The sequence below is a fragment of the Zhengella sedimenti genome (assembly GCF_046506625.1).
In the GTDB taxonomy this organism is placed as follows: Bacteria; Pseudomonadota; Alphaproteobacteria; order Rhizobiales; family Rhizobiaceae; genus Zhengella; species Zhengella sedimenti.
The window spans coordinates 101,672-119,744 of sequence record NZ_JBKFFP010000007.1 but is presented as its reverse complement, the minus strand read 5'-3'; the positions used below and the strand labels follow the sequence as shown (position 1 = coordinate 119,744).

Genomic DNA, 18,073 nt, shown 5'->3' with positions numbered 1-18,073 from the left:
AGCAGATGACGGCTGATGGCTCCACAGGCTTTCAGCCCGCACCTGCGACGGTCTCGCGGGCCCATTCAAGGAAGCGGTGGGTCGTTTCCTCGCGGTTGGTCTCGTTGAGGCTCTCGTGCCGGGTCTCAGGGAGGATCGTGCATTCGACGGCCGTGAAACCCAGACGGTCCAGCCGGCCCTTCAGGTGACTGACGGCCTTGCCGCCATCGGTCGCCGGGTCCTTTTCGCCGCCAAGCAGATGAAGCGGGAAATCGCGCGGGATGGCCCTCAGCCGGGCATCACTCGCGCCCGCGAAGATGAAGCTGAAGAGATCCTGCCAGAGGGATATGGAGGCATCCCAGCCGCACAGCGGATCGGCGACATACTTGTCCACCTCCGCCTCGTCGCGTGACAACCAGTCGAATTCGGTCCGCACCGGCTCGAACTGCCGGTTCCATGCCTGAAAGGTCAGTTTCGGAAGAATGCGCGACGGTGCATCCGATCCGAGGCGGAAACGCTCCCAGGCGAGCAAGGCGCGGGCCAGTTGGCCAAGGGCGCCGGCCGAGAAGTTGGAATTCCAGATGGCCGCTCCCGCAAGCCGCTGCGCATGCTTCATCGCGTAGTTGAGCGTGATCAGCCCGCCCATGGAATGGCCGAACGCAATGACAGGCAAATCCGGGTGCTGTCCGGCGATCAGGTCGTGCACCATGTCGACATCGGCGATCACCTTCGTGGCACCGTCCTTCCAGGCGAACATCTGCCGTGGCGTGTTCGATACCACGGTCCCGCCGTGGCCGCGGTTATCCTGTGCATAGACATGGAAGCCGGCGCGGGCGAGTTCACTGGCGAAGCGGGCATAGCGGGCCGAATGCTCGGCGAGGCCATGGTTGATCTGGACGACGCCGATGGCGTCCCCCTCCGCTTCGCGGTGATACAGGTTCAAGGTTGCGCCGGTGGGCGAGGCGAGGGTGCGCGGGGCAAAGCGTTTGCTTGTCATGGCCGGAGAGTGCGTGGCGCAGTTGGCCGCGTCAAGCCGGGGCGCAAGCCGGTCGCGATCGATCTCAATCTGCGGGGACCATTGCCCCGCAAGGCCGTTTCGCCTATGTGACAGTCAATCTTTCCCGTCAGTTTCGCAACGGAGCAGTGACGCCATGGCGCGCCAGTTCATCTACCACATGTCCGGCCTCAACAAGGCCTATGGCAACAAGAAGGTGCTGGAGAACATCCACCTGTCCTTCTATCCCGACGCCAAGATCGGCATCCTGGGCCCGAACGGCGCCGGCAAGTCCACCGTGCTGCGCATCATGGCCGGCATGGACAAGGAATATACCGGCGAGGCCTGGCTCGCCGATGGCGCGACCTGCGGCTACCTGCCCCAGGAACCCGAACTCGACCCGGCGCTCAACGTGATGGGCAATGTGATGGAGGGTGTGGCCGCCAAGAAGGCCATTCTCGACCGTTACAACGAATTAATGATGAACTATTCCGACGAGACGGCGGAAGAAGGCGCGAAACTGCAGGACATCATCGACGCGCAGAACCTGTGGGATCTCGATTCCCAGGTGGAGATGGCCATGGAAGCGCTGCGCTGCCCGCCTGCCGAAGCGACCATCGACAACCTGTCGGGTGGCGAGAAGCGCCGCGTGGCGCTGTGCAAGCTGCTGCTGTCCCAGCCCGATCTCCTGCTGCTCGACGAACCGACCAACCACCTCGACGCCGAGACCATCGCCTGGCTCGAAAAGCACCTGCGCGAATATCCCGGCGCCGTGCTGATGGTCACGCACGACCGCTATTTCCTCGACAACGTGACCGGCTGGATACTCGAACTGGATCGCGGCCGCGGCATTCCCTACGAGGGCAACTACACCGCCTATCTGGAAGCCAAGCGCAAGCGCATGGCGCAGGAGGGGCGCGAAGAGGCGGCGCGCCAGAAGGCGCTGGCGCGCGAGAGCGAGTGGATTGCATCCAGCCCGAAAGCGCGGCAGGCGAAGTCCAAGGCCCGCATCAAGGCCTATGACGAACTGGTCAAGGCGGCCAGCGACCGCCGCCCGGGCGATGCGCAGATCATCATTCCGGCGGGCGAACGGCTCGGCCAGGTGGTCATCGAGGCCGAGGGCATCACCAAGGCCTATGGCGACCGCGTGCTGATCGAGGACCTGTCCTTCAAGCTGCCGCCCGGCGGCATTGTCGGCGTGATCGGTCCGAACGGTGCCGGCAAGACGACCCTGTTCCGCATGATAACCGGCCAGGAGCAGCCCGATACCGGCGCCATCCGCATCGGCGAGACCGTCAAGCTCGGCTATGTCGACCAGAGCCGCGACGCACTGGACGGCAACAAGACCGTGTGGGAGGAAGTCTCGGGCGGAAACGACGTGATCAGGCTCGGCAAGCACGAAGTGAACAGCCGCGCCTATTGCTCGTCCTTCAATTTCAAGGGCGGCGACCAGCAGCAGAAGGTGGGGACACTTTCGGGCGGGCAGCGCAACCGCGTGCACATGGCCAAGCTCCTGAAGGAGGGCGGCAACGTCATCCTGCTCGACGAACCGACAAACGACCTGGACACGGAAACGCTCGCGGCGCTTGAAGACGCTCTGGAGAACTTCGCCGGTTGCGCCGTGATCATCAGCCACGACCGCATGTTCCTCGACCGGCTGGCCACGCATATCCTTGCCTTCGAGGGCGACAGCCACGTGGAATGGTTCGAGGGCAATTTCGAGGAATACGAGGCCGACAAGGTGCGCCGCCTCGGCCCCGATTCGATCAACCCGAAGCGGGTGACATACAAGAGACTGACGCGCTGAGGGGTGAGGCTTGCTGCAATCGCTGCACCTGCGGATGGCCAAGCGTCACTCCAGGTGCAGCGTCCCACCGACGTCGAGCACCACAGGCCGCACGCCTGGCGCCTTGGCGGCAAGGAAGCGCTCCCGGGCTTCAGCCGGACTTTCCCTGCCGAAGTTGAAGGTGCCCCAGTGATGCCCGATGGCGATGCCCGCACCCAGTTCGGACGCGGCCAGCAGGGCGTCGTCCGGGTTCATGTGGATGTCGGCGAATGTACGATCCGGCTTCCAGGCGCCAATGGGCACAAGTGCGATGTCGAACCGGCCGCGCCGTTCGCGCATCTGCCGGAAAATCCCGGAATAGCCGGTATCGCCGGAGAAGTAGATCCTGCGCCCCGCGCCGGAGATTTCCCACCCGATGGCCAGGGACCGGTCAAGGCCGACAACATCGCGGCGGCCATAGTGATTGGCGGGTAGCGCCGTGAAGCCCAGTGAGCCAAGGCGGCTTGTTTTCCAGAGTGGCACGGCCTCGATGCGCGTGAATCCTGTCCGTCTTGCCTGCGATTCGGTGCCTTCGGGAACGAAAAGCCGGGCGGCGGGAAAGCGGACGGCGAGTCTGCGCAGGGATGGCAGGTCGAAATGGTCATGATCGAGGTGGCTGATCACGACAGCGTCGAGCCGGGGCAGGCGGTCGAGATTGGGCGGCAGGCTGGACACGCGCGCCGGCTTGACCGGCAGCTTGTAGTTAAGCGTATCCGAGAGCATGGGATCGGTCATGACGACCTTACCGCCAAGGCGGATGATGAAGGCCGATTGGCCGAGCCACGTCACCGAGGGTTGTCCGGCCGCGTGATCGACCGCCACCGTTCGCGGTGCGCCTTCCCCGCTGTTGATCCGGAGGACGGAACCGATGCCGGTGGCAACGATGCTGGCATCCTTGAATGGCCAGGGCGATGTCCGGCGCCCATCGTCGACAGCTGTTTGCGCGCATCCGCCGATGACGATTGCGAGCCCGGCAGCAAGCATGGCCTTGAGGAATCCGTTCAGACTGTTCACGCCCCTGAACCCCTTGAACAGGTCTTGCGAATGTGAAGATAAACGCAGGCGGCGGATGGAAACGCAAGTGCCGAACGGCATTCGGCGCTTTTCTTTTCCTCTCCCGGAAGCTATCGCACGTTTGCGCAGCAGTCAGGAGAGAGACGGAAGCATGAACGGACAGCCCGGCAACCGGACATTCGACATCGCGGCCGCGCTTTTCGCCGTCCTTTCAATAGCCAGTGCGATCTGGCCCAGTTCAACGGACATTCCGCTCCTGACACGGCTGGCAGGGATTGCGATTGCCTCCGTGCTGCTCTGCCTTCCTTTTCTCATACTGTGGTTCGTGGGCCGGCGGTTGCAAAAACCGCTGTTCCGCATGCTGGCCTTGGGGGTGATGACACTTCTCTTCCTGTTCTGGGCCTGGGCATTCCTCAGTACATTCTACCTTGCGCCGCGGCCTGATGCCCAGGCAGGTCTCATCTTCGTCGCCGCACCTGCCTACATGTTCATCGCGGCGCTCTTTGCCGGCTTTGTCTTGCGGATCGCGGACAACTGGAAGAAAATTGGCGGGTCAGGTGAGTAGAGACATTGTCTTGAGAATGTGCCGAATGCCATGTTGATGCCTGATTTTCCGTGCTGACCGGTCATTCCGCATGGATTTGCAAGGCATCAACACTTTGCCTTTATCCTGCATGGCCATGAACGCCTGACACGCCTGGAAGGACCCCTATCAATGCCGCGCGTCGCGATTACCGGAACCGGAGCGGAGATCCCGGAAGGCAGCGTCACAAATGACGAACTTGTTGCCAGTTTCAATGCCTGGGTCGACACCGAAAACAAGGGCCGCATGGCCGCCGGTCTTGAACCGCTTCCCTATTCGTCGTCCGAGTTCATCGAATATGCATCGGGTGTGAAGTCCCGGCGGATGCTCGATCCGCAGGGCGTCCTTGATCCGGGCAGGATGGCGCCACGGTTCGAGGAGCGGCCGAACGATGCCCTTTCGCTGATGGCCGAATTCGGCTGCAAATCGGCCCGCAAGGCTCTGGCGGAAGCCGGACTGAAGGGGGAAGACATCGATTTCGTCATCTGTTCGGCCTCGCACCAGCAAAGGCCCTATCCGGCTGTCGCAATCGAAATCCAGCAGGAACTGGGCTGCAGCGGGGCCGGTTTCGACATGAACCTGGCCTGTTCCTCTGCCGGGGCCGGCATTCATCTGGCTGCAAGCCTCGTGCGTTCGGGGGCACAGCGGCGCGTGCTGGTCGTCACGCCCGAAATCATTTCCGGGCATCTCAATTTCAGGGACAGGCAGACCCATTTCATCTTCGGTGACGCGTCCGTCTCGCTCGTCATCGAAGCGCTGGAAGATGATGAAACGCGACCGGGAGCCTTCGAAATCCTGGATAGCCGTGTCTGGACGCAAATGTCGTCCAACATCCGGTCCAATTTCGGATTTCTCAACAGGGCGTCGCAGCAGCAACTGGATGTCGTCGACATGGAAGGGCGGCTGATCACGCAGGTCGGCAACAAGGTCTTCAAGGAAGTGACGGTGGCAGCGCATCGCTTCATCCGTGACTTTCTCGCAGACAACAACGAAACCCCCGAAGGCATTCGGCAGTTCTGGCTGCACCAGGCCAACGGGCGCATGAACGCCATGATCCTCAAGCTGGTTCTCGGCTACGAGGCTGACGAGGAACGCGCGCCGATGGTGCTTTCGTGGCTCGGAAACACGGCCGGGGCGGGCGCGGTGGTCGCCTTCGATGCGACGAAGCACAGTCTCAAACCGGGCGAGCGAGGCTTGTTCTGTGCCTTCGGCGCCGGTTATTCGATTGGCGGCGCGCTTCTGGAAAAGATGTAGGGCGTACAGATGACGGACCCTTCGTTTCCCGAGATACATGGCATGGACGTGGTTCCCGGAAGGCGCATCCGCGCCACGGTCCAATCGGTTCTGATCGCCGATGGCGGTGATTTCGAGACACGACCGGCCAACCGCATTGTCCTGAACTGGGGCGGTGCCGAGGGCGATCATCACAATGGTCAGACGCGGCGGTCCGGCGGTCGCGAACCCTGGTACGAGCGCGGCACCGAAATGCGGAACGAACGGCAGATCACCATCGTTTCGCCGGCGGAAATGGCCATCGTCGCGCAACGCATGGGACTTGGCGCAGTCGAACCGGGCTGGATCGGCGCCAACATCGTTCTGGATGGCGTCCAGAACCTTTCCATGCTGCCGCGTGGTACGCTGATCTTCTTTAACGGCGGAGCGACGCTCAAGATCGACGACCAGAACGGACCGTGCCGGATTGCCGGGCGCCGCGTGGCAGAGAGAGCGGGAATGGCCGACGTGGCCGAAGCATCGCTTCTGTTCCCGAAGGCCGCCAAACGGCTCAGGGGGCTGACCTCCTGGGTGGAAAAGCCAGGGACCATCGAGACCGGAGCCGCCGCCATGGTCATGGTTCCCGAGCAGTGGATATGGCGGGGCTGATCCGACCCACGCATTTTCAATGAATTCGACAAGGTCAAGTTCCGCCTGTTCCACTGGACGGATAACGGATATCCGTTGATGCTGCCGTCAGCAAAAGGGGTTGCGACGATGGGGCATGCGGAAAAGAAACAGCCGATAAACCTTCCGGCCGCGCTGGCCATACTCCTGATCTGCCAGCTTGCCGGCGAGGCGGTCATCGCGGCCTTGCGCTTGCGCCATCCCGAGTTCGGGTTTCCCGGACCTGTCCTCGGCATGGGACTGCTTTTTCTCTGGCTTGTCTGGCGGGGTGGTCCGGATGAGAACCTCGACGCGACTGCGGGCGTCATCCTTCGCAATCTTTCCCTGCTTTTCGTTCCCGCGGCCGTCGGGATCATCCAGTATGGAGATGTCATGACGCGCTATGGCGTCGTGTTGCTTCTGGCGTTGGTCGTTTCAACGGTGCTGACCTTGCTGGTGACGGTCGGCGTCTTTCTCGCCTTCGCGAAAAGTGAGGGGGGCGACCCGGATGAATGAACCCGTTGCCAGCCTCTGGGTCTATCTCGCCGCGTCACCGCTGTTCTGGCTGGCAGTGACGCTCGCGGCCTACAGCGCCGCGGACCGGTTCGCCGTCCGGCTGGGCCGTCATCCGCTTGCAAACACGGTTCTCCTTTCTACCTTGGTGATCGGCCTTCTCCTGCTGGCGACCGGCACCGACTACTCGGCCTATTTCGAGGGCGCGCAGTTCGTCCACTTCATGCTCGGTCCCGCGACTGTCGCGCTGGCCGTGCCGCTCTGGCGCAATCTCGCGCTTGTTCGGCGCAATCTGGGCGCGATGGCAGCGGCTCTCCTGGCCGGGTCCGTCACCGCGGCGGGATCGGCAATCGCCATAGCCTGGGCGTTCGGCGCTCCTGCGCCAGTGCTTGCCTCGCTCGCCCCGAAATCCGTGACAGCGCCAATCGCGATGGAACTGGCCCGTTCGCTGGGCGGCTGGCCGGCCATGGCGGCGGGCCTCGTGATCCTCACAGGCATTACCGGCGCGATCATCGTCACGCCGCTGATGAACCTGCTCGGAATCCGCAATTTCGCCGCGCGCGGATTCGCTGCCGGCATCGCATCACATGGAATCGGAACGGCGCGGGCCTTCCAGGTTTCCGACACCGCCGGTGCCTTCGCCGGTATCGCCATGGGCCTCAACGGTGCCATGACCAGCCTGCTCGTCGCCTTGTGGCTCGTTTTCGCCGGATGAATGGTTCGCTGGCGTGGCGGCGAGCGCCACGGCTTTCTGCTGCCGGCGAAGGTCGCGGGCGGCGCGTCGCTTCGTGCGCGCCATGCGAATGGCCCGGCGGCGGACGCGCAACCACCACAAGCCCTCCTCCGCCGTCTCGATCTCGTGGTGATAGGCTTCAGCCAGCGCTTCGCGATAGGACGAATAGCCTTCGGAGGCGAGATCCTCGATGCGGTGCATGATGGACATCCAGGCCGGCGAGAGCAGGAGCGTGATTGCGATGACCGCTATGGCAAGGCGGTAATTGCCCGAACTGACGACCCCGCTGGCCAGACCCGCCGCGGCGAGGACGAAGGAGAACTCCCCGATCTGGGCCATGGACAGGCCGCCGATGAGCGACGTGTCCCGATCATGGCCGGTCAGACGCAGCAGGAAGATGTTGAGGACGGTCTTCGCGAAGATGACGAGCAGCGAGACGCTGATCACATCCACCCAGTTGAACGCGATGAAGTCCAGGTCGATGAGAAGGCCGATGGACAAGAAGAAAACGACCAGCAGAACGCTCTGGATCGGCTCGATGACCGGGATGACGCGGTTGCGCAAGTTCGAGTTCCCGATGACGAGGCCTGCCACGAAGGCGCCATAGGCCGGGGAAAGGCCGATCAGGCCGGAGAGGGCCGCGGCGCCGAAACAGGCCGCCAGGGCGCCCAGGGCCAGCAGTTCCACCTTGTCTTCCAACTGCGCGGCGAAGGGCAGGATCAGCTTTCCGCGACGGCCGAGCCACCACAGCAAGGCGCCGAGAAAAACCACGGCGAAGGCGATCTTGGACGCGATGACGCCGATGCTGGCGGCCTCGCCCCCCAATGCGCTGGTGAGGATCAGCATGGGTACGACGGCGATATCCTGCGCAATCAATACGCCCACCGTGATCTTTCCTGCGCTTCCGCGCAGTTCGCCCATGTCGTCCAGCATCTTCATGGCAACCACGGTCGATGAAAGGGCCATGATGAAGCCGAGTACCACGCCTTCCGCGAGTGAGGTGTTGGTCAGTAGCGAGATCAGGTAGCCGATGCCGAGGGAGACCACGAGCTGTCCGCCGGCCACGATCACCGCAGGTCTGAGCGAAATCACGAAAGCGCGCAGGGAAATTTCCGTCCCGATGAAGAATAGCAGGACAAGAACGCCCATCTCGGCCAGCGCCGTGACGTTGTCGGAGGTTGCGATGAAGCCGAAGCCGGTCGGTCCCATGATGACGCCGGCAAGGATGAAGCCGACAAGTGGAGGCTGCCTGGCGCGCATGAGGCCAAGGCCGAGCAGAACCGCCACGGTCACGACCATGGCGATTTCGATCAGCGGAAATGCGGTATGCGCGTGCTCCAATTGCGTCTCCATGGCCCCCGGGGGGCACCTGATTCCCCCACAGAACCATACATAGCGCAATGCGGGCAGAGGCAGGCCGTCATCTCACGCACAGCGCGAAAAAAAACGGCCTGCGGTCAGAGCCTGTCGAAATCGTCCTTGTCTGTCGGAAGCAGGAGAACCGCTGTCGTCAGGAATGCGAAGCCGAACGTGACTCCAAAGGACAACGCCATGATCAGTGCAATGATCGGCTTGTCCTGGGAATGCAGGAAGCGGTCGCCGAATCCGCCGATATTGAACCAGACGACGGCGAAGGCAACGGCCCACCCGATGAGGATTCCGATTGCCGAATTGACAATGACAAAACGAACGAGTTTGGGCATGCACCCTCTCTTCCCCTGCGATGCGTGGATCATGGCGGGCACGGCTGCCTCCTAGAGTAGATAGCCCATCCCGCCGGGTGGGCAAGGCGTCGAATTGACGCCGGTTCCCGCCGCGGGCGGTCAGTCGGCCATCGTTTCGAGGCTGGCGAAACCCTCTGGCGCCGCGCCATGGTCGAAGGGCTCGTCCACCTGGACGAAGGTATCGGGGTAGAAGCCGTTGAAGCGCGTGCGCAATGACAAGGAATAGGCGCCGATATGGCCGATCTCGATCCAGTCTCCTGTATCCACGGTTTCGGGCAGCCAGAAGGGACGCGACAGGATGTCGACGCTGTCGCAGGTGGCGCCGCAGACCTTGAAGGGCAGGATCGTCTGCGGATCGCCATTGCGGTGACGGATGGCCGGATCGGGGATGAAGCGGGCAGGCAGGGTGATCTTGCCGGTCCAACTGTCGGAAAGGGAGGCCCAGATGCCATCATTGATGTAGAGCCGGCGCCCCTTGCGCATGAGCACGCGCACGATGAGCGAAAAGGCGCGCGCCACGATGACGCGGCCCGGTTCGGCGACAAGCGGCAGGCTGTCGAACTCCCATTCCCGGATATCGTCGCGCAAGCGCTGCATCAGGTCTTCAAGCGAGGGCATTTCGGGGGCCTTGCGACGCGGGTCGTGTCCGTATTCGGCCGGGAAACCGCCTCCGACATCGAGACCGGCCAGCGCAACGCCAGCGCGATTCCTGACCCAGTCGGCCGATTTCAGTGCCCGTTGATAGGTATCGGGATCCTCGATCTGGCTGCCGACATGGAAACAGATGCCGACCTTGTAGCCCATCCGGTCAAGACGCTGGAGCAGTTCGACGGCATGGGCAGGGGCCGCGCCGAATTTCTTGGATAGCTCGTAAGCCGCGTGGCCCTTGGTCTGAAGGCGGACGAAAATCGTGATGTCGCCGGGCGCGATGTCGAGGGCGCGAACGATCCGCGTCACTTTCGCGATCTCGTCCTCATGGTCCACGGCAAGGACGCGGATCTTGTAGTCCTCAAGGGCAAGGCGAATGTCGGACTGCGCCTTGACGGGATGCATGTAGAGCATTTCGGCGTCCGCCGAGACGGAGCGAACCGCCCTGATCTCGGCCGGGGAAGCAACATCGAAGCAGGTCACGCCCGCCTCGACCAGCGCCTTCAGCACCATTTCCTCGCCATTGGTCTTTACGGCATAGGCTGTCTGTCCGGGAAAAAGTCCCATGAAGCGCAGGGCATCAGCCTGCAAGACGCGCGGCCTGAAGCAATAGACGGGTACATCGGGCCGCATCTCGAGAGCCGCCTCGCGCGCGGTGCTGAATGTCTGCATGATGGCTGTCGTCCTTCCACTCGGTTCACCGGAAAGCCTAGCAGGCCCTCTGTCCGGAACAAGGGCCGGACTTCCAGCAAGTTCCGGGTGGCGCGACCGCCTCTCCGGTGGCATCGGTGCGGCAAAGGAGCACGATGCATGACAATCGGTACAGGCTCGGCCATGCAAGGCCCCACCATGAGCGCCCGCAACTGGGCCGAACTGTTGATTCTCGGTCTTGTGTGGGGCGCGGCTTTTTTCTTCGGGCGTATCGCTGTTGGCGAGTTGCATCCGTTGGTGCTGGTGTTCCTGCGCGTCGTGCTGGCGGCGTTTGCGCTGCACGCTTTCCTGTCCCTGACGGGGAGACCGTTCCGGGCGGACATGCGGCTGACCGGGCAATTGCTGATTCTCGCGCTCTTCAACAATGTCATCCCCTTTTCCCTGATCTTCACCGGCCAAACCGAACTCGGCGCCGGACTTGCTTCCGTCATCAACGCGACGACGCCTTTCTGGACAGTGATCGCCGCCCAGGTGCTGACCAGCGACGAGAAAATCTCGGCCAACAAGCTGGCGGGAATCGGCCTTGGCGTCGCCGGCGCGACGATCCTGGTCGGCCCGTCCGCGCTGGCCGGTATCGGGGGCCCGGCATGGGCGAAGTTCGCCGTCATGGGGGCTACTGTCTCCTATGCCCTGGCAGCGATCTTTGCGCGGCGGCTGCGCGGGGTTGCACCCGCGCATATCGCGGCTGGGCAACTGTCATGTTCGGCTCTGATGATGCTTCCAGCGGCGTTGTTGCTGATGACACCAGACGGCCTGATGGCGGTCAGTGCGCCGGTATGGGCGTCGGTGGTCGCGCTTGCCCTGCTGTCGACCGCTTTCGCCTACATCCTCTATTTCCGGATCGTCGCTTCCGCCGGTGCAACGAATGCCTCTTTGGTAACCCTTGTCGTGCCGGCCTCGGCCATTGTGCTTGGCGCCGTCTTTCTCGGCGAAGCGCCGGAGCCATTCGAACTTGCCGGACTGGCCCTGATCGCCACAGGACTTGTGACCATTGACGGAAGGCTGTTGCGGCGGCGATAGAGACGTATCTCTGCATTGGCCGCGAGGGGGGGCATTTCATGTTGTCGGTACGGGAAATCTGCGAAGCGGTCGCCTCCGGGCGCAAGACCGCGAATGCCGCGCTTCTGGAAAGTCTCGCCGCCATCGAGGCCGGAGACGCGGATCTTCAAGCTTTCACCTGCATCGCAAGCCGTGATGCCGTGGAAGCCGATGCGAACCAAGCGAAGGGGCCGCTCGCCGGCATCGCGCTTGGCGTGAAGGACATTTTCGACACAGCCGATCTGCCGACGGCCTATGGCTCGTCAATCTATGCCGGATGGCAGCCCCGCGCCGACGCGGCCGTCGTCGCCATGGCGCGCAAGGCCGGCGCGAGCGTGATCGGCAAGACGGTGACCACCGAGTTTGCCTTCTTCCAGCCGGGTCCGACGGTCAATCCGCATGACCGTGCGCACACGCCGGGCGGCTCCTCGTCGGGATCGGCGGCGGCCGTGGCGGCGGGCATGATCCCGGCCGCGCTTGGTACGCAGACAGGCGGCTCGGTCATCAGACCGGCAGCATTTTGCGGCGTGGCCGGCTACAAGCCCGGCTTCCGGCTCGCGCCGGCGACCGGCATGAAGACCTTTTCCTGGACGCTGGACACGACGGGATTCTTCGCCGCGAGCGTGGACGATGTCGCCTTGGTTGCGGCACGGGTCCTCGAGCGCGACCTCGAACCGGCCCCAGTCGACCCTGGCACCTTGCGGATCGGTCTCTATCGCACGGCGATCTGGAATGAGGCAGACGAGGTGATGCGGGAAGCCGTCGAGGACGCCGCCGCCCGTTTCCAGCATGCCGGTGCGGCGGTGGTCGAGGTCGTGGAACCGGAGGTGCTGGCGGAGGCCCGGTCGATTCATCCGGTGATCCAGGATCACGAGGCCGCGCGGGCGCTTTGCTGGGAACACATGCATGCGCGCGAAAGGCTCTCGCCGAAACTGCTCGATTGCCTGGACCGCGGGGCAGGCATTCCGGCGGCCGAATATGACACGGCGCGTTCCATCGCGCGGCGTGCGCGCAAGGCTGCGACGTCGCTGTTCGAGCATGTGGACGTATTGCTGACACCCTCGGCGCCAGGCCCAGCGCCGCACGGATTGCAGGCAACGGGGGATCCGAAGTTCAACAAGCTGTGGACACTTACAGGAAATCCATGCGTCAACCTGCCGGGCCTGACGACCGAGAAGGGTCTGCCGCTCGGTGTCCAGATGGTTGGCCGCTTCGGGCGCGACAAGCTGCTGCTATCCGTTGCGCATTGGGCGGAGCGGTTGCTCTAGGCGGAGGAGCCTTGCGTCAAGGCGGGCCTGCGGACGCCTGGCCACAGGAGATTTATTCACAGCCAGGCAATCGGAGAAGGCGCCGCGATTACAGCATGTTGACCTTGAGGTCAGTGATTTTCGCCTTTCGTTCCGCCGCAGTGCAGCAACGAATTTGCTTGTCCGGACGGCGCAAGGGGCTAGATTCGTCGTGCTGAAGGAAACAGGAGGATATCGCAATGGGACTGACCCGCTCTCTCAATGCGCTCGTGTTTTTTGCCGCGTTCGCCTTTATCGGGCTTCTGGCTATCGGGGTTGTTCCCTGAACGAAGGCAGTCCCTCGGGCCGGGTTTCAGACAATCTTACCCCGCGAGATGACCGATGCCGGAGGGTTTCCCCCGGCATGGTGGGGATTTTTCAGGAAAAGGGTTCAGGCGGCCCGGGCACCTGACTGGCCCGGTGTCTTCGACCTGATGCCGATGAGATGGCATATCGCGAAGACGAGGTCCGGCTTGTTCATCGTGTAGAAGTGGAAGTCATCGACGCCGCGCTCCATCAGGTCGAGGACCTGTTCCGCCGCGACCGCTGCGGCAACCAGTTGATGGGTCTGGGGGTCGTGCTCGAGGCCCTCGAAGCGGTCAGCCAGCCATTGCGGAATGCTGGCGCCGCATCGCCCGGCAAAATTCGCAACCTGCGTGAAGGCATGGACCGGCAGAATTCCCGGAACGATCGGGATGTAGATGCCGGCACGCCGCGCCCTTTCCACGTAGCGTTCGTAATTGTCATTGTCGAAGAAGAACTGCGTGATGGCCTTGGTCGCTCCGTTGTCGACCTTGCGTTTGAGCATCTCGATGTCAGTGGCGAAATCCGGGCTCTCAGGGTGCTTTTCCGGATAGGCCGAGACGTAGACCTCGAAATCGCCCTTGGAATGCAATGCCTTCACCAAGTCCGCGCCGTTGACGTATCCGTCGGGATGCGGCCGGAACTGCGCTCCGACACCGGCGGCCGGATCGCCGCGCAGTGCGACGAAGCGGCGGACGCCGGACGCGACGAATTCGCCGATGACCGCGTCCACTTCCTGGCGGGTGGCATCGACACAGGTCAGGTGGGCCGCGACGTCGAGGCTGGTCTCAGCGATGATGCGCCGTACCGCATCCAGCGACCTCTCGCGGGTGGAACCGCCGGCTCCATAGGTCACGGACACGAATTCGGGCTGAAGGGGCGCAAGGCGCTGGACTGTTTCCCAAAGCCGTTGCGCCATGGCCTCGTTGCGGGGCGGAAAGAACTCGAATGACACGCTCAATGGCTGATCTGCGTGCGGGGTGCGGGTAAAACGGGGCGAAGCCATGTCAGGCGGTCTCCGATGAGGTCGGGGTTGCTGTTTGGTCCGCAATCAGGCTCCGGCGGTCCTGGCCGATCCAGAGCTTGACGGTCAGCCGGTCGGGGCCGTTTGCCGGTTCACCGATCCCGGCGGCGGTGGTCATGTCGAGACCGGCGGCATCGAGCCAGTCGGCGATCTGGCCATCGGAAAAGCCCATGCGGATGTGATGATGGTGCTCGCGCAGGAACTCGAGCGCGTGCGGTGCGAAATCGACGATGACGATGCGTCCGCCGGGGCGCAATGCGCGTGCGGCCTCGGCAATCGCGCGACCCGGTTCATCGAGATAGTGCAGCACCTGATGGATGGTCACGAGATCGTAGTTCTCGCGATCGACGGGGAGGGCGAGAATATCTCCCTGGCGGACCTGGGCATGGGTCAGGCCTGCCTTGTCGAGATTCGCGCGGGCGACGGCAAGCATTTCCCGCGAGGCATCAATCCCCGTGGCCCGCAGGCAGATGGGGGCGAACAGTTCCAGCATCCGTCCGGTGCCAGTGCCGATGTCCAGCATGGTCTGAACCGGCGTGTCGCCCACCATGGAAAGCAGCGCCTTCTCCACGGCCTCGTCCGGGGCATGGAGCTTGCGCAATTCGTCCCAGTCGGCGGCATTGCGCGCGAAATACTCGGCCGCCCGGTCGCGCATGCGGGTCTTGACGGTCGCCAGCCGCTCCATGTCCCGCTCCACCTGGGGATCGGCCTTGTCAAGGCGTGCGATCAGCAGTTCCACCAGGTCGTCAGCCTGGCCGGTGTCGGCAAGCCTGAACCAGGCCCAGGAACCTTCCTGGTAGCGTTCGATAAGGCCGGCTTCCATCAGGAGCTTGAGGTGACGGGACACCCTCGGCTGAGACTGGTTGAGAATCTCGGTCAGGTCGGACACCGTGAGGTTTCCCCGAGACAGCAAGGCGAGAATCCGCAGCCGGCTGGATTCCGCGGCAGCCTTGAGTGTATCTACGAGTTCCTCGAGGGATATGCGCGTGCGCGTCAGCATGACCAACTCCGAAGAAAGATATAAAGATATGTTTATGTCATTTCTGCCTGTCTCGCAAGCCCTGTGTTGCCTGTGCGCCAGTCCTGTTTCCGGCGCCGCCTTCTCCGCACTACGGGCGGGATGTGGCGATGTTTGAGAAACGGGACGGGGAAGAGGGGCTGGCTTTCGATCCGGCGAACCTTGCAGGCGACGGGCATGTGGTTTTCATCGGCCATGTCAATTCGCCATGGACGGATCGCGAGACTTGCCCGCGCAACCTGACAAGGGCGCGGGAAGCGGGCAAGCCGGCACGCGTGCTGATCGACACGCCCTACCGGCCGGGGCTGGGCGGACTGGAAGGGGCAACCCATGTCGTCCTGCTGACCTGGCTGCATCATTCACCACGGAACCTGATCGTCCAGCATCCGCGCCACGCCGATGAGGCAAGGGGCGTCTTTGCCCTGCGCTCGCCGGCCCGGCCGAACCCCATCGGGCTCCATGTCGTGCGCTTGACCGGTCTGGACATCACAGCCGGGATCCTCGACATCGACGCCATCGATGTGCTTGACGGTACGCCGGTTCTTGATCTCAAACCCTATATCCCGGCCATTGACGCGGTTCCCGATGCGCAGACCAGCCGGGCGGGATCGTCGTCCTGATGGCGGCGCGGACAGGGCGTCAGCGCGCCATTGCCAAGGCATTGACCGCGCTTCTGCCAATGGCACCCTATGCCGATATCGAAGCCATACGCGCGGCATCCTCGGCGCGGCACATGCGCGACCTGCCACCGGCCATCGCTGTCTGGCTTGCCACCGTCGCCCATGTGCGTCACCGCTACACGGACTATGACGACTTGCGCGACAGCGGCTACGACAAGGAGAGCGCCCGCCATTTCACGGCCGGCGCAATCAATGAACAGCTGACTGCCTGGCGCGCGACAAGGCTGATCGACCCCGACAGCCCGGATGACGAGGATCCGTTAAACGACTGACGGCCCCGGTAATGGAGGCAAGTGGTTTGCCTGTCTTTTAATCGCTCCCGGAATGCGCTTAAACTTGCGGCATTTCGATATGAGGCCCCGAACGAATGCCGTTTCCCGCCCTGCTGCGCAACCGTCTCCAAGCGCATCTGGAGTTCATCTATCCGCACGCCGATTCCAGTGTCTTGGCGCAACGCGTGCTGGAGGCATTCTGGCCGGAAGGACACCAGGCATCGTGCCGCCCGAAGCGGCGGCGGCTCAATGCGCCGGTCTGGTCGGAAAGGGATGCCTTTCTGATCACCTATGCGAACACGCTTGTCGATGGCGAGAACACGCCGCTGACGCTGCTGGACGACTTCCTGACCCACCACGTTGGCAGCGCGATCAATTCCGTCCATGTCCTGCCGTTCTTTCCCTGGACTTCGGACGACGGGTTCGCGGTGGTCGATTACACCAAGGTCAATCCGGAAGTGGGCGACTGGCATCATCTGACCGCGATTGCCGGCCATCACAGGCTGATGGGGGACATGGTACTCAACCATGTTTCGAGCCTGCACCCATGGTTCGTCCAGTATCTGCAGGGGCAGGAACCGGGGCGCGGCTACTTCATCGAGGTTGACCCGCGGACCGATCTGAGCCAGGTGGTGCGCCCGCGCCCGCAAAGCCTTCTGCGTGAGGTGGAGACCGCAAATGGCACGCAGCATGTCTGGTGTACCTTCAGTCATGACCAGGTGGATCTCGACTTTTCCAATCCCGACCTGCTGCTGGAGTTCATCCGCCTGCTGCGCCTGTTCCTCGACAAGGGCATCACCACGGTCCGGCTGGACGCCGTCGCCTTCATCTGGAAGCAGATCGGAACAAGCTGCATCCATCTGCCGCCGACGCACGAGATCGTGCGGCTGATGCGAACGCTGGCGGATTACAGCCGCGAACCGATGGTTCTGATAACCGAGACGAATGTGCCGAACCGCGAGAATCTCTCCTATTTCGGCAATCGCAACGAGGCGCACGGCATCTACAATTTTCCGCTCCCGCCGCTGACATTGCATGCCTTGCTGACCGGCGATGCCTCCGTGCTGACGCGGTGGCAAAGGCGCATGCCTCCATCGCCGGCCGGTTCGTTCTATTTCAACTTTACCGCCAGCCATGACGGGATCGGTGTCAGGGCGGCCGAGGGCTATCTCACGGACGAACAGCTTACAGGAATGATCGACGCCATACGCGACATTGGCGGGCTGGTTTCGATGCGGGCAATGCCCGACGGGTCCGTCCGGCCGTATGAGATCAACGTTTCGCTCTGGGACGCGATGCTGGCCGGGCCCGGCGGCGCGGACCTTCGTTTCGAACGCTTCCTGGTCTCCCAGACCATCATGCTGGCGCTAGAAGGCATTCCCGGTATCTACATCCACTCGCTCCTGGGCACGCCGAACGATCTGGCGCGCGTGGAGCGGACCGGCCACAACCGTTCGATCAATCGTCATCAATGGAACTATCCTGAACTGGGGGCGCGGCTGGCCGATCCGGAAAGCGAAACGTCCCGGGTCTTTTCGGAGATGATGCGGCGCCTGATCATCCGACAGAAACAGAAGGCTTTTCATCCGAACGCCACGCACATGACCATGGATTTCGGGCCGGGAATCTTTGCGCTCTGGCGCCAGAGCGGCGACCGGACGCAATCGATCTTCGCGCTCCACAATGTATCGGCGCGCGAACAGGTGGTGCCGCTCGACCGGATCAACCTGATCGAGAACGAACCGTGGATCGACCTGCTGAGCGGCGAGGAGGTGGACGAACCGCGCGGCGAGGTTCTGCTCGGGCCCTATCAGTGCCGCTGGATCTCCAACGTCCTTCCGGAACGCTAG

Annotated in this window: 17 protein-coding genes and 1 pseudogene; 11 read left to right on the top strand and 7 right to left on the bottom strand. The window is 63.1% G+C overall.

The genetic code is table 11. The annotated features are described in order from the left end of the window. Positions 1-31: 31 nt before the first annotated feature. Complete coding sequence (locus ACLB6G_RS17760; protein WP_410357549.1) at positions 32-976, bottom strand: alpha/beta fold hydrolase; 945 nt, start codon at positions 974-976, stop codon at positions 32-34. A 154-nt stretch (positions 977-1,130) separates the two neighbouring features. Here ACLB6G_RS17760 and ettA point away from each other — a divergent pair, with 154 nt between their 5' ends. Further along, entirely contained in the window at positions 1,131-2,780 is a 1,650-nt protein-coding gene (ettA, locus tag ACLB6G_RS17755) for an energy-dependent translational throttle protein EttA (RefSeq protein WP_410357548.1), read from the top strand. Between the two features lie 45 nt (positions 2,781-2,825). On the opposite strand, the gene ACLB6G_RS17750 is transcribed toward ettA, so the two are convergent. Beyond that, positions 2,826-3,812 (bottom strand): MBL fold metallo-hydrolase, encoded by a 987-nt coding sequence (locus ACLB6G_RS17750; RefSeq protein ID WP_410357547.1) that lies wholly within the window; start codon positions 3,810-3,812, stop codon positions 2,826-2,828. Between the two features lie 151 nt (positions 3,813-3,963). Here ACLB6G_RS17750 and ACLB6G_RS17745 point away from each other — a divergent pair, with 151 nt between their 5' ends. From ACLB6G_RS17745 to ACLB6G_RS17725, 5 genes are all read left to right on the top strand, one after another. Beyond that, a complete protein-coding gene (locus ACLB6G_RS17745) occupies positions 3,964-4,377 on the top strand; it encodes a hypothetical protein (RefSeq protein ID WP_410357546.1) in 414 nt (137 codons plus the stop codon). Between the two features lie 150 nt (positions 4,378-4,527). Further along, on the top strand, positions 4,528-5,649 hold the full coding sequence (locus ACLB6G_RS17740; RefSeq protein ID WP_410357545.1) for a beta-ketoacyl-ACP synthase III: 1,122 nt from the start codon (positions 4,528-4,530) through the stop codon (positions 5,647-5,649). A gap of 42 nt (positions 5,650-5,691) precedes the next feature. After that, positions 5,692-6,276 carry an MOSC domain-containing protein gene (locus ACLB6G_RS17735; protein ID WP_410357544.1) on the top strand — a complete coding sequence of 195 codons (585 nt, stop codon included), beginning with the start codon at positions 5,692-5,694 and terminating at the stop codon, positions 6,274-6,276. 108 nt (positions 6,277-6,384) lie between these two features. Further along, positions 6,385-6,789, top strand: coding sequence for a CidA/LrgA family protein (locus tag ACLB6G_RS17730; RefSeq protein WP_410357543.1), 405 nt, complete (start codon positions 6,385-6,387; stop codon positions 6,787-6,789). After that, positions 6,782-7,501: an LrgB family protein gene (locus ACLB6G_RS17725; RefSeq protein WP_410357542.1), complete on the top strand. Its 720-nt coding sequence runs from the start codon at positions 6,782-6,784 to the stop codon at positions 7,499-7,501. Before ACLB6G_RS17730 ends, ACLB6G_RS17725 begins: the two co-directional genes overlap by 8 nt. Positions 7,502-7,789: 288 nt before the next feature. Here ACLB6G_RS17725 and ACLB6G_RS17720 read toward each other — a convergent pair. The 3 genes and pseudogenes from ACLB6G_RS17720 to ACLB6G_RS17710 all read right to left on the bottom strand — a co-directional run. Then, positions 7,790-8,779: pseudogene (locus tag ACLB6G_RS17720) on the bottom strand (cation:proton antiporter domain-containing protein); the annotation flags it as partial. Between the two features lie 197 nt (positions 8,780-8,976). After that, positions 8,977-9,222 carry a hypothetical protein gene (locus ACLB6G_RS17715; RefSeq protein WP_410357541.1) on the bottom strand — a complete coding sequence of 82 codons (246 nt, stop codon included), beginning with the start codon at positions 9,220-9,222 and terminating at the stop codon, positions 8,977-8,979. Positions 9,223-9,342: 120 nt separating this feature from the next. Beyond that, the gene (locus ACLB6G_RS17710) at positions 9,343-10,563 is read right to left on the bottom strand and encodes an alanine racemase (protein WP_410357540.1); all 1,221 of its coding nucleotides are present in this window, start codon (positions 10,561-10,563) and stop codon (positions 9,343-9,345) included. Positions 10,564-10,701: 138 nt separating this feature from the next. Here ACLB6G_RS17710 and ACLB6G_RS17705 point away from each other — a divergent pair, with 138 nt between their 5' ends. After that, positions 10,702-11,622, top strand: coding sequence for a DMT family transporter (locus tag ACLB6G_RS17705; RefSeq protein WP_410357539.1), 921 nt, complete (start codon positions 10,702-10,704; stop codon positions 11,620-11,622). A 38-nt stretch (positions 11,623-11,660) separates the two neighbouring features. Beyond that, positions 11,661-12,908 (top strand): amidase, encoded by a 1,248-nt coding sequence (locus ACLB6G_RS17700; RefSeq protein WP_410357538.1) that lies wholly within the window; start codon positions 11,661-11,663, stop codon positions 12,906-12,908. Positions 12,909-13,317: 409 nt separating this feature from the next. Here the strand turns inward: ACLB6G_RS17700 and metF are convergent, their stop codons facing one another. Then, the gene (gene metF, locus ACLB6G_RS17695) at positions 13,318-14,235 is read right to left on the bottom strand and encodes a methylenetetrahydrofolate reductase [NAD(P)H] (RefSeq protein WP_410357537.1); all 918 of its coding nucleotides are present in this window, start codon (positions 14,233-14,235) and stop codon (positions 13,318-13,320) included. A 1-nt stretch (position 14,236) separates the two neighbouring features. Then, positions 14,237-15,253: an ArsR/SmtB family transcription factor gene (locus ACLB6G_RS17690; protein ID WP_410357536.1), complete on the bottom strand. Its 1,017-nt coding sequence runs from the start codon at positions 15,251-15,253 to the stop codon at positions 14,237-14,239. A 128-nt stretch (positions 15,254-15,381) separates the two neighbouring features. Between ACLB6G_RS17690 and tsaA the strand changes: the two genes are divergently transcribed. From tsaA to ACLB6G_RS17675, 3 genes are all read left to right on the top strand, one after another. Continuing rightward, positions 15,382-15,891 carry a tRNA (N6-threonylcarbamoyladenosine(37)-N6)-methyltransferase TrmO gene (gene tsaA, locus ACLB6G_RS17685; protein ID WP_410357535.1) on the top strand — a complete coding sequence of 170 codons (510 nt, stop codon included), beginning with the start codon at positions 15,382-15,384 and terminating at the stop codon, positions 15,889-15,891. Then, positions 15,891-16,223, top strand: coding sequence for a DUF2293 domain-containing protein (locus ACLB6G_RS17680; RefSeq protein WP_410357534.1), 333 nt, complete (start codon positions 15,891-15,893; stop codon positions 16,221-16,223). The genes tsaA and ACLB6G_RS17680 overlap by 1 nt, the downstream gene beginning before the upstream one ends. A gap of 95 nt (positions 16,224-16,318) precedes the next feature. Then, the gene (locus ACLB6G_RS17675) at positions 16,319-18,073 is read left to right on the top strand and encodes a sugar phosphorylase (protein ID WP_410357533.1); all 1,755 of its coding nucleotides are present in this window, start codon (positions 16,319-16,321) and stop codon (positions 18,071-18,073) included.

Excerpts from the sequence above, each read along its gene's own strand:
- ACLB6G_RS17760 (WP_410357549.1), bottom strand. The coding sequence starts at position 976 with ATGACAAGCAAACGCTTTGCCCCGCGCACCCTCGCCTCGCCCACCGGC.
- ettA (WP_410357548.1), top strand. The coding sequence starts at position 1,131 with ATGGCGCGCCAGTTCATCTACCACATGTCCGGCCTCAACAAGGCCTAT.
- ACLB6G_RS17745 (WP_410357546.1), top strand. The coding sequence starts at position 3,964 with ATGAACGGACAGCCCGGCAACCGGACATTCGACATCGCGGCCGCGCTT.
- ACLB6G_RS17740 (WP_410357545.1), top strand. The coding sequence starts at position 4,528 with ATGCCGCGCGTCGCGATTACCGGAACCGGAGCGGAGATCCCGGAAGGC.
- ACLB6G_RS17735 (WP_410357544.1), top strand. The coding sequence starts at position 5,692 with ATGGACGTGGTTCCCGGAAGGCGCATCCGCGCCACGGTCCAATCGGTT.
- ACLB6G_RS17730 (WP_410357543.1), top strand. The coding sequence starts at position 6,385 with ATGGGGCATGCGGAAAAGAAACAGCCGATAAACCTTCCGGCCGCGCTG.
- ACLB6G_RS17725 (WP_410357542.1), top strand. The coding sequence starts at position 6,782 with ATGAATGAACCCGTTGCCAGCCTCTGGGTCTATCTCGCCGCGTCACCG.
- ACLB6G_RS17715 (WP_410357541.1), bottom strand. The coding sequence starts at position 9,222 with ATGCCCAAACTCGTTCGTTTTGTCATTGTCAATTCGGCAATCGGAATC.
- ACLB6G_RS17710 (WP_410357540.1), bottom strand. The coding sequence starts at position 10,563 with ATGCAGACATTCAGCACCGCGCGCGAGGCGGCTCTCGAGATGCGGCCC.
- ACLB6G_RS17705 (WP_410357539.1), top strand. The coding sequence starts at position 10,702 with ATGACAATCGGTACAGGCTCGGCCATGCAAGGCCCCACCATGAGCGCC.
- ACLB6G_RS17700 (WP_410357538.1), top strand. The coding sequence starts at position 11,661 with ATGTTGTCGGTACGGGAAATCTGCGAAGCGGTCGCCTCCGGGCGCAAG.
- metF (WP_410357537.1), bottom strand. The coding sequence starts at position 14,235 with ATGGCTTCGCCCCGTTTTACCCGCACCCCGCACGCAGATCAGCCATTG.
- ACLB6G_RS17690 (WP_410357536.1), bottom strand. The coding sequence starts at position 15,253 with ATGCTGACGCGCACGCGCATATCCCTCGAGGAACTCGTAGATACACTC.
- tsaA (WP_410357535.1), top strand. The coding sequence starts at position 15,382 with ATGTTTGAGAAACGGGACGGGGAAGAGGGGCTGGCTTTCGATCCGGCG.
- ACLB6G_RS17680 (WP_410357534.1), top strand. The coding sequence starts at position 15,891 with ATGGCGGCGCGGACAGGGCGTCAGCGCGCCATTGCCAAGGCATTGACC.
- ACLB6G_RS17675 (WP_410357533.1), top strand. The coding sequence starts at position 16,319 with ATGCCGTTTCCCGCCCTGCTGCGCAACCGTCTCCAAGCGCATCTGGAG.